General features: G+C 70.9%; 11 protein-coding genes. 2 read left to right on the forward strand and 9 right to left on the reverse strand.

Annotation, left to right across the window (positions count from 1 at the left end; translation table 11 throughout):
* Positions 1 to 96: 96 nt before the first annotated feature.
* Entirely contained in the window at positions 97 to 1,737 is a 1,641-nt protein-coding gene (locus ACFVXC_RS32470; RefSeq protein ID WP_389912606.1) for a serine/threonine-protein kinase, read from the reverse strand.
* Positions 1,738 to 1,843: 106 nt separating this feature from the next.
* Positions 1,844 to 2,728 (reverse strand): menaquinone biosynthetic enzyme MqnA/MqnD family protein, encoded by an 885-nt coding sequence (locus ACFVXC_RS32475; protein WP_389912814.1) that lies wholly within the window; start codon positions 2,726 to 2,728, stop codon positions 1,844 to 1,846.
* A 336-nt stretch (positions 2,729 to 3,064) separates the two neighbouring features.
* On the opposite strand from ACFVXC_RS32475, the gene ACFVXC_RS32480 reads away from it, so the two are divergent.
* Complete coding sequence (locus tag ACFVXC_RS32480; RefSeq protein ID WP_018528239.1) at positions 3,065 to 3,268, forward strand: cold-shock protein; 204 nt, start codon at positions 3,065 to 3,067, stop codon at positions 3,266 to 3,268.
* Between the two features lie 139 nt (positions 3,269 to 3,407).
* Here the strand turns inward: ACFVXC_RS32480 and ACFVXC_RS32485 are convergent, their stop codons facing one another.
* Genes ACFVXC_RS32485 through ACFVXC_RS32510 form a run of 6 tightly spaced genes read right to left on the reverse strand, consistent with a single transcriptional unit; the run spans position 3,408 to position 9,908 of the window.
* Positions 3,408 to 4,223: an ABC transporter ATP-binding protein gene (locus tag ACFVXC_RS32485; RefSeq protein ID WP_389912609.1), complete on the reverse strand. Its 816-nt coding sequence runs from the start codon at positions 4,221 to 4,223 to the stop codon at positions 3,408 to 3,410.
* Positions 4,223 to 5,194: an ABC transporter ATP-binding protein gene (locus ACFVXC_RS32490; RefSeq protein ID WP_389912612.1), complete on the reverse strand. Its 972-nt coding sequence runs from the start codon at positions 5,192 to 5,194 to the stop codon at positions 4,223 to 4,225. The genes ACFVXC_RS32485 and ACFVXC_RS32490 overlap by 1 nt, the downstream gene beginning before the upstream one ends.
* 3 nt (positions 5,195 to 5,197) lie before the next feature.
* Positions 5,198 to 6,073 (reverse strand): ABC transporter permease, encoded by an 876-nt coding sequence (locus tag ACFVXC_RS32495; protein ID WP_389912615.1) that lies wholly within the window; start codon positions 6,071 to 6,073, stop codon positions 5,198 to 5,200.
* Entirely contained in the window at positions 6,073 to 7,020 is a 948-nt protein-coding gene (locus tag ACFVXC_RS32500) for an ABC transporter permease (RefSeq protein WP_389912618.1), read from the reverse strand. Before ACFVXC_RS32500 ends, ACFVXC_RS32495 begins: the two co-directional genes overlap by 1 nt.
* A gap of 12 nt (positions 7,021 to 7,032) precedes the next feature.
* A complete protein-coding gene (locus ACFVXC_RS32505; protein WP_389912816.1) occupies positions 7,033 to 8,700 on the reverse strand; it encodes an ABC transporter substrate-binding protein in 1,668 nt (555 codons plus the stop codon).
* A 20-nt stretch (positions 8,701 to 8,720) separates the two neighbouring features.
* A complete protein-coding gene (locus ACFVXC_RS32510) occupies positions 8,721 to 9,908 on the reverse strand; it encodes a C45 family autoproteolytic acyltransferase/hydolase (RefSeq protein WP_389912621.1) in 1,188 nt (395 codons plus the stop codon).
* 121 nt (positions 9,909 to 10,029) lie between these two features.
* Between ACFVXC_RS32510 and ACFVXC_RS32515 the strand changes: the two genes are divergently transcribed.
* Entirely contained in the window at positions 10,030 to 10,947 is a 918-nt protein-coding gene (locus tag ACFVXC_RS32515) for a MurR/RpiR family transcriptional regulator (RefSeq protein ID WP_389912624.1), read from the forward strand.
* Positions 10,948 to 11,130: 183 nt separating this feature from the next.
* Here ACFVXC_RS32515 and ACFVXC_RS32520 read toward each other — a convergent pair whose 3' ends face one another.
* Positions 11,131 to 11,646: a helix-turn-helix domain-containing protein gene (locus ACFVXC_RS32520; protein WP_389912818.1), complete on the reverse strand. Its 516-nt coding sequence runs from the start codon at positions 11,644 to 11,646 to the stop codon at positions 11,131 to 11,133.
* Between the last annotated feature and the right edge of the window lie 316 nt (positions 11,647 to 11,962).

Genomic DNA, 11,962 nt, shown 5'->3' on the forward strand with positions numbered 1-11,962 from the left:
ACAGAGGACGGGGAACGGAGGGCGGGGGGAACGGGAAGCTGACGGCCGGTTCGGCGAGGGGGGACCCGTTCAAGCCTCACTCACGTGGTTCAAGCCTCACGCACGTGAAAGCCGCGCTTCCGGGTTCCCCGACTCCGCGTTCTCCGACAGGTAGAGCAGGTCGTCGCCCTTCGGGCGCAACCGCACCGTGTGCGTGTTCTTCGTGCACTGGGCGGCGCTCTCCGCCTGCCCCTTGCCCCGTGCGACGATCTCCTTCCCCGACACCGACTTCAGGACCAGGTCCACCGCGCAGACGCCGCCCAGCTGGTCCGTCTGCGTCATGACCGCGAAGCGTTCGCCGACCTTGGCCTGCTCGACCTTGAGGCTGAACGTGCCCATCGGGACCGCGCCGTTGGCTGCTGTCGCCTGGCCTTCCCACGTGCCGAGGTAGGAGTCCGGGACCTTGCCGTCGCCCTGCTGGCCGCTTGCCGTCGCCTGTGGGGGCCGGGCCGTGTCGCTGCTCCTGTCGTTCTCCCCCGGGAGCAGCCCGAACACGAAAGCGGAGCCGATGGTCGCCGCGGCGAGCGCGCCCGCGATGCCGAGTACCAGCGTGCAACTGACCTTGCGGCCCCGCTGCCCGTCGGCCCCACCCGGCGTGGACGTCGCGGCGACCGAGACGCTCATGCGGCCGGGCGGGCCCGATGGCGGGGCTGACGACGGAGGGGAGGTCTGCGTGGGGACGTACACGGCAGGCGCCGACGCGTACGAAGCGTACGAAGCGTCCGGTGGGCCGAAGGATCCGCCCACCACCGAACTGCCGAACGGCACCGGCCCCGACGGCTGTTCCGCGAGCCCGGCCGCGTCCGTCTCCAGGTCGAGGATCCGCACCGCGCTCCGGCTGACCCGCTCCACCAGCGGCCCCGGCAGCCACCCGGCCGCCACGAGCCCGCCCACACCCGAGGGCGCGAGCCGCCGCGCGATCTCCCGCGGAGTCGGGCGCGCGTCCGGGTCCTTGGTCAGGCACTCCCGTGCCAGGTCGCGCAGATCGCCGTCCAGCGCGCCGAGTTCCGGCTCCTCGTGTACGACCTTGTAGAGCAGCGACGCGGAGGAGTCACCCGGGAACGGGGATGCCCCCGTGGCCGCGTACACGAGGACGGCACCCAGTGAGAAGACGTCCGCCGCCCCCGCGACTCCCCTGCCGAGGATCTGCTCCGGCGACATGTAGCCGGGCGAGCCGACGGAGACGCCGGTCGACGTGAGCGAGGCCGTGCCGTCCGTCGCGCGTGCGATGCCGAAGTCGATGAGGCGCGGACCGTCCATCGTGAGCATGACGTTCGACGGCTTGACGTCGCGGTGCACGAGTCCGAGGCCGTGGACGTGCGTCAGCGCCTCGGCCAGGCCCGCCACCAGTACGCGTACGGAATGGGCGGGGAGCGGCGACAGGTCACGTACCGCCTCCGCGAGTGAAGGTCCCGCCGCGTAGCCCGTGGCCACCCACGGCACCGGCGCCTCCGGGTCCGCGTCGAGCACCGGCGCCGTCCAGTCGCCGCCCACCCGCCGCGCCGCGTCCACCTCGCGCCGGAAGCGGGCGCGGAACTCCTCGTCGAGCGCGAAGTGCGGGTGGACGACCTTCACCGCGACCGTACGGCCGCCCGAGCTGCGCCCCAGATAGACCCGGCCCATGCCGCCCGAGCCCAGTCTGCCGAGCAGGCGGTAGGGGCCGACGGCGGTCGGTTCGCCGGGATCGAGCGGGTGCATGACGAAGGCCTCCCCCGGACGCGCCGCACGCCCGCGGCCACCCGGGCCGCGGGCACTGTCTCCAGATGCCGCTCAGGGTAGTCCGCAGCCCGCAGTGGTCCGCGTACTAAGGCTGCTTACCCCACAACTCCACCCGCACATCCGCGGGGAAGCCCGTCGTCTCCCCCACCCGGCGCGCGAACTCCGCCACGCCCTCCAACTGCGCGCTCCCGAACCGGAAGTCGAGCGTCGTGAAGTACTGCTCCAGGATCTGGGCGTCGAAGGCCTCCCAGCGCGCGGCCTGCTCGGAGACCTTGCCGACCTCCTCCAGGGAGAGGTCGCGCGAGGCCAGGAACGCCTTGTGCACCGCGTCCACGACGGCGGGCTCGCGCCCCGCGTAGTCCCGCCGGGCCGCCCAGACCGCGAAGACGAACGGCAGACCCGTCCACTCCTTCCACATCTGACCAAGGTCGTACACGTCAAGACCCAGGCGCGGCCCGTCGATCAGGTTGGCCCGCAGCGCCGCGTCCCCGATGAGCACGGCGGCGTCCGCCTCCTGCATCATCACGCCGAGGTCGGGCGGACACGTGTAGTAGTCGGGCTGCACGCCGAAGCGCTCGGCGAGCAGCAGCTGCGCCAGGCGCACGGAGGTGCGCGAGGTCGAGCCGAGCGCGACCCTGGCGCCGTCCAGCTGGTCGAGGGGGACCTGCGAGACGATCACGCAGGACATCACCGGGCCGTCGCAGCCGACCGCGAGATCGGGGAAAGCGACGAGATCGTCGGCGTTCCTGAGGAACTCGACGAGAGTGACGGGCGCGATATCGAGATCGCCCCGCACCAACTGCTCACTGAGCTTCTCCGGGGTGTCCTTCGTGAGCTCGAAGTCGAGCAGGGTTCCGGTCCGCGCGAGACCCCAGTACAGGGGCATGCAGTTCAAGAACTGAATGTGACCGACGCGCGGCCTGGGGGTGCGGTGATGGCCGGGGAGCTGATCTGAGCCCTCCCCGGTGATGGTGTCAACGGGAGAATTGTCCACATCGGGGAGGCTAGCCCCCTTGCGGTACGGTGCAGAAAGCGGGGCCCCGATCCCGCCCTTGTCAACCCCTCCGGACCTGGTCCGTCAACCCCTCCAGGGGGTCCGTCAAACATCCGGGTGACGTGATCTTGCCCCCTATTGCTTTCAGCTGCCTGCGTGCTAAGCTCACCGCAAGTTGCAGTTTGGTTTCCCTTGCAGTACAGAGCCTGCGGAGCATGTGACCCGCGGGCTCTCGTCGTTTTCAGACTTATGCAGTTGTTTCAACAATCGCAGGTTCTGGAGCAGGGCAACCCTTTGGCCCAAGGAGGGCTTATGGCTACCGGAACCGTGAAGTGGTTCAACGCCGAAAAGGGCTTTGGATTCATCGCCCAGGAAGGCGGAGGCCCCGACGTCTTCGTCCACTACTCCGCGATCAACGCGAACGGCTTCCGCTCCCTTGAGGAGAACCAGGCCGTGAGCTTCGATGTCACGCAGGGCCCGAAGGGTCCGCAGGCGGAGAACGTCACCCCCCAGTAGTGGGGCGTCCCATGCGAATGGGATGTGTGAGAGTTCCGGTGACTTGATCCGGACACGGATAGCAGTACCCAAGGAGCCCTGTCTCCGCGCGCAAGCGCGGAGACAGGGCTCCTGCCTTTGTTGTGCAGGGCCCCCGCCTTTATGCCGAGCTCAGTGCCGCCCTCGCCGACGTCACATCCTGTGGGTTCCAGCCCTCGCCCGGGACCGAGGCGAGCAGCAGGTTCGTATACGGGTCCTCCGGTGCCGTCAGCACCCGGTCCGTAGGCCCCTGTTCCACCACCCTGCCCCGGCGCATCACCAGGACCTCGTCGGTGACGTGCTGGACGACGGCCAGGTCGTGGCTGACGAAGACCAGGGCCACCCCGGTGTCCCGGCGGATCTCGCCGAGCAGTTGCAGGATCTGGGCCTGGATCGACACGTCCAGTGCCGCCACCGCCTCATCGAGGACAAGAACTTGGGGGTCCACCGCCAGCGCCCTCGCGATGGCCAGGCGCTGGCGCTGGCCGCCGGAGAGTTCGCGGGGGCGGGCGCCGGCCTCGCGTGAGCCCAGGCCCACCTGGTCCAGGAGCGCTGCCGCCGGCTTCTCGTCCCTGCCGTGCAGGTGCAGGGCCGTGCGGAGGCACTGGGCCGAGGTGAGGCGGGGGTCCAGGGAGAGGTAGGGGTCCTGGAAGACCATCTGGATCTCCCTCGCTCTGGCCAGACGTGCGGTGCGCTTTCGGGGCGTACGGGCCTCGCGGGGGCGGTCTCTTACGGTCACCGTGCCGGAGTCCTGGCGGACCAGGCCCACCAGCATGCGGGCGACTGTCGTCTTGCCCGAGCCCGATTCGCCCACGATGCCTACGGAGCCGCCCGGTCGGACCGTGAACGTCACGCCGTCGGCCGCCTGGTGGCGACCGCCGCCGGGCAGGGGGTAGCTCTTGCTCAGGCCTTCTACCGCCAGCAGGTCGGGGGACATCAGTGGCTCACCTCGGTCGTCTCCGTGTTCCGCGGTCGCGGATCGGGGTGCCTGCCCACGACAGCGCACGCCGCTGTTCCGCCGTCGTCCAGCTTCAGCCGCTGCGGGGTCCACGTCCGACAGGACTCCTCCGCCTCCCCGCACCGCGACACGAACGGACAGCCCTCGAACGTGTCCGACAGGGACGGCGGGCGGCCCGGGATGGGGCGCAGGGTGTGGGTCGTGTCGCCCAAGGTGGGCGAGCAGGAGAGCAGGCCCCGCGTATAGGGGTGGGCCGGTGTCGCGAACAGGGCCTCGGCCGAGCGTTCCTCCACCACGCGGCCCGCGTACATGACGTACACGCGATCGCAGTACGCCGCCGCGAGGTGCAGGTCGTGGGTGATGAAGAGGAGGCCGAGGTCCCGGGTGGAGCGCAGTTGGCGCAGGAGGGCCAGGATCTCCGCCTGCGTCGTGACGTCGAGCGCGCTGGTCGCCTCGTCCGCAAGCAGCAGGCTCGGCTCCGCCGCGAGCGCGCCCGCGATGACCACGCGTTGCAGCATGCCGCCCGAGAGCTCGTGCGGGCGTTGGCGTACACGGTGTTCGGGGTCGGAAAGGCCTACGGCGTCCAGGAGTTCCACGGCACGTTCGCGCGCCGCGCCCCTTTCGACCAGGAAGTCGCCGATGCGGCGCACCGGGTTGAGGGCGGCGCGCGGGTCCTGGTGGACGATGGCAACCGTCCGCGCGCGATGCGTGCGCAGGGCCTCGCCCGTGAGGGTCAGTACTTCGGCGCCGTTCACACGGACGGAGCCCGATGTCCTGGCCCCGCCCGGGAGGAGGCCGAGCGCCGCCTTCGCCGTGGTCGACTTCCCCGAGCCCGACTCGCCCACCAGGCCCACGACTTCGCCGGGCCGCACGGTGAGGGACACCGACTGGAGGAGCGGCCGGGCCGCGCCGGGTACCCGCAGAGTGAGGTCTTCGATTTCGAGCAGCATGGGTCACTGCCTCCCTAGCCGGTCGGCGGCCCAGACCCCGACCACGTTGAAGGACACGACGACCAGCGCGATGGCCGTGCCGGGGACGAGGGCCGGGAGCAACGCGCCCTGGACCACGGCAGCCTGGCCCTCCTGCACCATCAGGCCCCAGTCGGATGAGGGTGGTTGGGCTCCGAATCCGAGGTACGAGAGCGTCGCGAGGGACATCAGTGCCTCCCCGAACAGCACCACCAAGTAGCCCAGGATCGCCCGGCCCAGGTTCGGCACCAGGTGCGCGACGCAGATCCGCGCGCCGCCCATGCCCTGCACCCGGTAGGCGTCGACGTACGGCTTGCGTGCTTCCGAAAGGGCCAGCGAGCGTACGTACTTGGCGATCGTCGGTGTGAAGGCGAGGCCGAGGGCAAGTACCGACGTCGTCATTCCCGCGCCGAAGACCGCGATGATCAGGACGGTGAACAGCAGGCCGGGGAACGCGTACATCACGTCCGTGATCCGCGAGACCAGCGCGTCCACCCATCCCCCGCGCCATGCCGCGAGCACTCCGAGCGTGACGCCGAGTACGGCCGCGACGGCGAGGAGCAGGATCGGCGCGATCAGGCTCGTACGGGTTCCGTACAGGGCGCGCGACAGCAGGTCCTGGCCTGACGAGTCCGTGCCAAGGAGGTGGTCGCCCGACGTCCCGACCAGTGATGCCGAGAGGTCGATGGCGTCGGGGGCGTAGGGCGCGAGGAGCGGTGCGAGAACCGCTGCCAGTACGACGAGGCCGAGCAGCCCCGCGGCCACCATCACCCCGATGGGGCGTCGACGACGGCGTACGGCCAAGGGCGCGAGCGCCACGGCGGAGGTAGCGGAAGTAGCGGAAGTAGGGGTGGAAGCCATCAGGAACGTGCCTCCTTCACTCGCGGGTCGAGCAGCGGATGCACCACGTCCACAAGGGTCGTCACGACGATGTAGCCGGTGACCATGAGCAGCAGGACCGCCTGCGCCACCGGGAAGTCGTGCGTATTGATCGCGCCCACGAGGAGCGAACCGATCCCGCTGATGCCGAACGCCGTCTCCACGACCACCGTGCCCGCCAGCATTCCCGCCATGACGAGTCCGCACATCGTGATGATCGGCCCGAGCGCGTTGCGCAGGACGTGCCGTCGGATGATGTCCCTTTCCGGGACGCCCGAGGCGCGCGCCGCCTCCACGTGGTCGGACGCGGCGGCGTCCGCCATCGCCTGGCGGGTGACCCGGCTGATGATGGCGAGGGCGCCGAGCGCCAACGACAGTGCGGGCAGGGTCAGATGGTGCAGTGTGCCCCCGAAGCCCTCCCCGGAGCCCGAGACCGGGAACCAGCCCAGCCGCACCCCGAACAGGGAGACCAGCGCGATCGCCGCCACGAACGAAGGCACCGAGGCCGCGAGCGTCGTGCCCCCGACCACCGCCGAGTCCACCCACGTGGACCGCTTGACCGCGGCCAGGATCCCGGCGCCGACTCCGAGGACGACGAACAGCACGGTGGAGTACGCGACGAGTTGGAGTGTCGTCGGGAAGCGGGCCGTCACCAGGTCGGCCACCTGGTCGCTGTATTTGAAGGAGCGTCCCAGGTCGAAGTGGACGCAGTCCCACAGCCAACGGCCGTACTGGACCACCAGCGGTTCGTCCAGGTGGTACTGGGAGCGCACCTGGGCGAGGCGCTCCGGCGTCAGTTTGTCCCGGCCGCCCGCGAGGAACACCGCCGGGTCACCGGGGGCCGCGTACACGGCGGCGAAGATGACGAAGGAGGCGGCGAAGAGGGTGGCGACGAGTCCGGCGAGCCGCCGTGAGATCCGAGCGAGCATGGTCCCTCTCACCTAGCCCTTCTTCGTCTTGAGGCCCAGTTCGGCCGCCCACGGGTAGTAGAGGTAGGCCTGTGACGCGGGCGGGCCCGTCAGCTTTCCGCTGATGACCAGGGCCGAGGGGACCTGCGCGAGCGGGATCCACACCCCCGCGTCCACGAACCGCTTCTGTACGTCGATGGCGAGCTCGGCCCGCTTCGCGTCGTCCAGGGTGCTCAGGGCCCGCCGGACCAGCTTGTCGTACGTCGCGTCCTTGAAACCGACCCAGTTGTTGGACGAGTCGGAGAGGCCGTTGTCGTAGAAGCCCATCGGGTCGGCCTTGGAGATGTACCAGTCGCCGACCAGCACATCGATGTCGGCCCGCGCGGCCGGGTCGCTGTAGAACTCCTCGAACTGGGCGGTGGGAACCGTCTTGATCTGCCCCTTGAGCCCGATCCGCTGGAGCGCGGAACGCACCGCGTTCGCGACGACCGTCCGCCCCTGGCTGCTGTCCGTGCCGATCACGATGGGATCGGCCGGCGCGCCCGCCTCCTTCACGAGCTCCTTGGCCTTGGCCAGGTCGTCGGCGGTCGGGGTGTCGGGCGCGGACGCGGACAACTCCGCCTGTGCCGCCTTGAATTCATCCTTCTCGTATCCCCAGGCGCCCGAGCCGACCGGTGTGGCCCACGGCTGGATGAGCCCGCCGTATCCCGACTTGGCGATGCCCGTCCGGTCGATCGCGAGGGACAGTGCCCGCCGGATCTGCGGGTCCTTCAGGCCGCCGCGGGCCGTCGGGATGAGCACGAGCGACGCCGTGGACGGGCCGTAGTGCTCGTCGAGCCCCTTGCTGGTGCGCAGGGCGGAGGCGGTGTTCGGGGATTCCGCGTACGTTCCGTCGGCCGCGCCCGTCTTCAGGGCGTTGACCAGCGCGCTGTCCGATGCCCAGCGGAAGACGACCTGCCGGGTCAGCGGCTTCTTGCCCCAGTAGCCGTCGTACGCCTCGATGGTGATCGAGTCGCCGGACTTCCAGCCCTTCAGCTCGTACGGGCCGCTGCACGCGTCGCCCTGGCCGGGCGTTCCGAAGTCCTCTCCGGAACCGGTCACCCGCTTCTTGTTCCAGACGATGCCCGCGTCACCGGCGAGCGCCTTCGTGAAGAGCGCGTCGGGCGACTTGAAGCGGACGGTGATCTCGCGGTCGCCGGTCTTCTTCATGGACTTGACGTTGACGAACTCGTCGGCCTGCTCCATGTCCGGATCGGCGTGCCGCTTCAGGGACCAGAGCACGTCGTCGGCGGTCAGCTTCGACCCGTCGTGGAAGGTGACGCCGTCCCGGACGGTCAGGACGAGGGTCTTGTCGTCGGGTGCGTGGGCCTTCTCGGCGAGGAAGGGCTTCGTCGTCATGTCGGGCTGGAGCTGGTAGAGCCGCTCGCAGACGTTCGTGAGGACGACGCGGCCCGCGCTCGATCCCTGGGTGTCGAGGTCGAGCGAGTCGGGCTCGTCCTCAAGGAGCCAGTTCGCCTTGTCCAGGGCGCCCTTGGCGGGGGCGGTCGTCGCGCTCAGCTTCAGCTTCGCGGCGTCGGCGGGCGTTCCGCCGGTGGCGGCGGTGTCGGCGCCGCTGCATCCGGCCACGGCGGTGAGGAGCGTGGCCGCGGCGAGCCCCGTGACCGTCGCCCGTCGCCCCCGGCCCCTCGTCGTACAGGTCATGTCGGTCCTCTTGGTCCTCGTCATCTGTTGTCTCCGTACGGCCCGTCGTAGAGGTTCCAGGGCATGTGCTGGTAGTCGCGGTCGCAGGGGGTACCCGCGGTGACGTGGTAATCGCCGCTGGTCAGGTCCACGCAGGAGGAGACGAGCGTGGCCCAGTGCTTGACCTCGGGCTGTCGCGGGTCCGGGTGCGTGCAGAGCGACTCGGGGTGGCCGAGGTGGTCGGACATGGCCTGCTTGATGAGCTTGCGCGTCTCGTCGGCGCCGGTGGAGGAGCGCAGGGCCTTCAGCCCCTGCTCGGCGCGCGGGACGCGGACGAGCGAGTCCGACGACATGGGGCGGTAGTTGGCGGCGATCGCGGCCGGGATGCCCGCCTGGTAGTGGTTGCCGTGCACGAGGAGGCCGTCGGTGGGGTACATCCAGCCGTGCCCGGCGGGAGTCGTCTCCAGGTCGACGGCGAAGCCCTCGCGGCAGGTCAGCAGGGCGTTGGAGGCGATGTGCGCGCGGGTGCGGCAGAGCACGTCCAGGGCGTCGGTGATGGCGTGCTGGTCCAGGACACTGCGGCGTACGACGGTCTGCGGGAGGCCGATCGCGTCGTCGAAGCGCCCGCCCAGGCCGTTCGCGTTGAGCGCGATGCCCGCCGAGTTGGCGCCCTGGCGTCCGACCTGGCCCGCCTCGACCTGCATGATCAGGGTCGGGTGCGGGGGCTGGACGATGCGCAGCATGACGACGGTGTCGGCGACCCCGGCCCGCCAGTCCCAGTTCTGCCCGGCCCAGACGTGGCCGTCGCCGCTGGCCTCTCCGTAGGCGGCGAAGGAGGTGCAGCCGTCGGCGGCCTCCTCCTTCGTCTCCGCTGCCTTCTCGGCCTCCATGGTGGCGAACGAGCGGTCGTAGATGACCTCGCCGCGGGCGTTGAGGGCCAGCACGTCGAGCAGGTCGACCCCGGCGCCCTCCGCGATGCCGCGCATCTCGTCGACGAGGTGGGGGGCGTAGTCGCGGACGGGCGCCAGCCAGCGGGCGGCGCGCGTGGTGACCTGGTCCCAGGTCAGGCCGGACGACTGGCCGAACGCCTCCTCGTAATAGGCGAGGGCGGCGTGCAGTTGGGGGCGGACGGCTTCGCCGTACTGGCGGCCGCGCTCGACGGGCGTGCCGGATATCTCGACGAGCGGAAGGGAGCGTTCGGGGGCATCGGGGGCGGTGCGGGGTGCCATTCTTCTCCTCGCGACGGAGAGCTTCCGGTGACCGTGTTGTAACGTTGATTACGGGAAGCTCTCCTGCTGGAATGCGTTGCCCAGGAGAGTAACGGCCATCACACGAGAGTCAATAGCTGTAATGGAAATTTCAGAGGATGGTACGGGGGCCGGGATCTCCGGCGGGGCGGGGCTCGCGCGACTGCGGGCCGCGGTGCGCGATCAGTGGGAGTCGCTGTCGACGTCCGAGCGGGCCGTCGCCCAGTACGTGGTCAGCGCCCCCGCCGAGTCGCTGCTCTTCGCCAGCGCCCAGGAGCTGGGCACGGCGAGCGGCACCAGCAACGCGACGGTGGTCCGCGCCATGCAGCGCCTCGGTTACGCGGGACTGCCCGCGCTCAAGCGGGAGCTGGCGTCGGACTTCACGTCGGCGGTGCCGCCCGAGGTGCGGCTCCAGCAGCGCATCGCGCATGTGGGGCGGGACCTCGACGGCATCTGGGGCGAGGTGTTCGACGAGGCCCAGGAGCGCATCGAGCACGCGCGGCGCCTGACGCCGGGCGAGGCGCTGCGGGACGCGGTGGGCTTCCTCGCAGAGGCTACCGAGATCCACTGCTACGGCATCGCGGCATCCGAACTCGCCGCGCGCCACCTGGCGTTGGCCCTTGGCAGGATCGGCCGCCGGGCCCGCTACTTCGGGGACACCGGTTTCGCCCTCGCCGACCACCTGCTCGCCGTGCGGCAGGGCGACGCGGTGGTCATCTTCCAGCCGGGGCGAGCGCTGACCGAGCTGACGGTCGTGATCGAGCGGGCGCGGGCGGTGGGGGCACGGGTCGTCCTTGTCACGGACGAACTGGCGGAGTTGTACGGGCCACGGGTGGACGCGGTCCTGACAGCACCGCACACGCCGACCGGCATCACGACGGAGGCGCTGACCGCGCTGGTGGTGGCGGACGCGCTGCTGCTCGCGCTTGCGACGCTCGACGAGGGGCGGGCGGTGGAGACGTCACACCAACTCACCGCACTGCGGGAGCAGTTGCTGTCGCCGAGGGCGCGGAAGGGGTAGCGCCCGAAGGGGCGCGGAAGGGTAGCGCCCGAAGGGGCGCGGGGAACTGCGCGACAAGCCACGACGCGCCCGCGGAGGCTCGGCGCTTCCTGGCGTTTCCTGGCGCTTCCCGGCGCGTCGGGAAGCGTCCTGGCGCGTCCTGGCGCGTCCCGACGTATCTCTGCGAGGCGCCTAGCTGCGCGCCTAGCTGTGCTGCATGACCAGCACGAAGGTCGTGCCCGGCTCCAGCGCCTCGTACAGGTGCGCGACGTCTCCGCGGTACGACATGTAGTCACCGGCGGAGAGCTCCACCGTCTCGTCGCGCGGGCCTGCGAGCAGTCGGCCCGTGGAGACGACCAAGTGCTCCATCGACCCCGGGATGTGCGGTTCGGACTCCCGCACCGAGCCGGGCTCCAACGCGCCGTGGTAGATGTCGCGACGGACGCCGGAAGGCCCGGCGGAGAGCAACGTCCCCGCGTACGAGGCCTGTTCGGCGTGCATGGTCGGCCCCTCACCCGCCCGGATCACCGTCACGGCGGGCGCGGGCGACTCCACGAGCACGCTGAACGGCACCCCGAGCGCCACGGCGAGCGCCCACAGCGTCTCGATCCCGGGATTACCGGTGGCCGCCTCCAACTGCGAGAGCGTCGACTTCGCGATCCCGGCCCGCTTGGCCAGCTCGGAGAGCGAGATCCCCGCCTTGGCCCGCTCGCGCCGCAGAGCGGCGGCGACCCATTCGCGGGGGAGGCGGGAGGGGGTCGCGCGGGGGGTGGGAGGTGCCGGGGCCGCCGGGGCGGAGGCGGGCGGGGCGCCGGTCACGCCGGAGGGCGCCGGGTCCGCACCGCCGGTCACGCCGGAGGGCGCTGCGGCGCCCGCATCAGGTTGGGTGCCCGGGTCGGGATCGGCGCCCGCGTCAGGTTGGGCCCCCGAACCCGACGCCGCGCTGGAAGCGGAAGGGCCACCGCCACCGGGCGAACCGGAGGCCGCCGGAACACCGCCCGCCGGATCGCCGCCGCCCGTCACCCCTGGGCCCACC

The sequence above is a fragment of the Streptomyces sp. NPDC058257 genome (assembly GCF_042881845.1).
Classification (GTDB): Bacteria; Actinomycetota; Actinomycetes; order Streptomycetales; family Streptomycetaceae; genus Streptomyces.

Coding starts and splice junctions, on each gene's coding strand:
- ACFVXC_RS32515 (WP_389912624.1), top strand. CDS start 10,030: ATGGAAATTTCAGAGGATGGTACGGGGGCCGGGATCTCCGGCGGGGCG.
- ACFVXC_RS32500 (WP_389912618.1), bottom strand. CDS start 7,020: ATGCTCGCTCGGATCTCACGGCGGCTCGCCGGACTCGTCGCCACCCTC.
- ACFVXC_RS32505 (WP_389912816.1), bottom strand. CDS start 8,700: ATGACCTGTACGACGAGGGGCCGGGGGCGACGGGCGACGGTCACGGGG.
- ACFVXC_RS32490 (WP_389912612.1), bottom strand. CDS start 5,194: ATGCTGCTCGAAATCGAAGACCTCACTCTGCGGGTACCCGGCGCGGCC.
- ACFVXC_RS32495 (WP_389912615.1), bottom strand. CDS start 6,073: ATGGCTTCCACCCCTACTTCCGCTACTTCCGCTACCTCCGCCGTGGCG.
- ACFVXC_RS32470 (WP_389912606.1), bottom strand. CDS start 1,737: ATGCACCCGCTCGATCCCGGCGAACCGACCGCCGTCGGCCCCTACCGC.
- ACFVXC_RS32480 (WP_018528239.1), top strand. CDS start 3,065: ATGGCTACCGGAACCGTGAAGTGGTTCAACGCCGAAAAGGGCTTTGGA.
- ACFVXC_RS32485 (WP_389912609.1), bottom strand. CDS start 4,223: ATGTCCCCCGACCTGCTGGCGGTAGAAGGCCTGAGCAAGAGCTACCCC.
- ACFVXC_RS32510 (WP_389912621.1), bottom strand. CDS start 9,908: ATGGCACCCCGCACCGCCCCCGATGCCCCCGAACGCTCCCTTCCGCTC.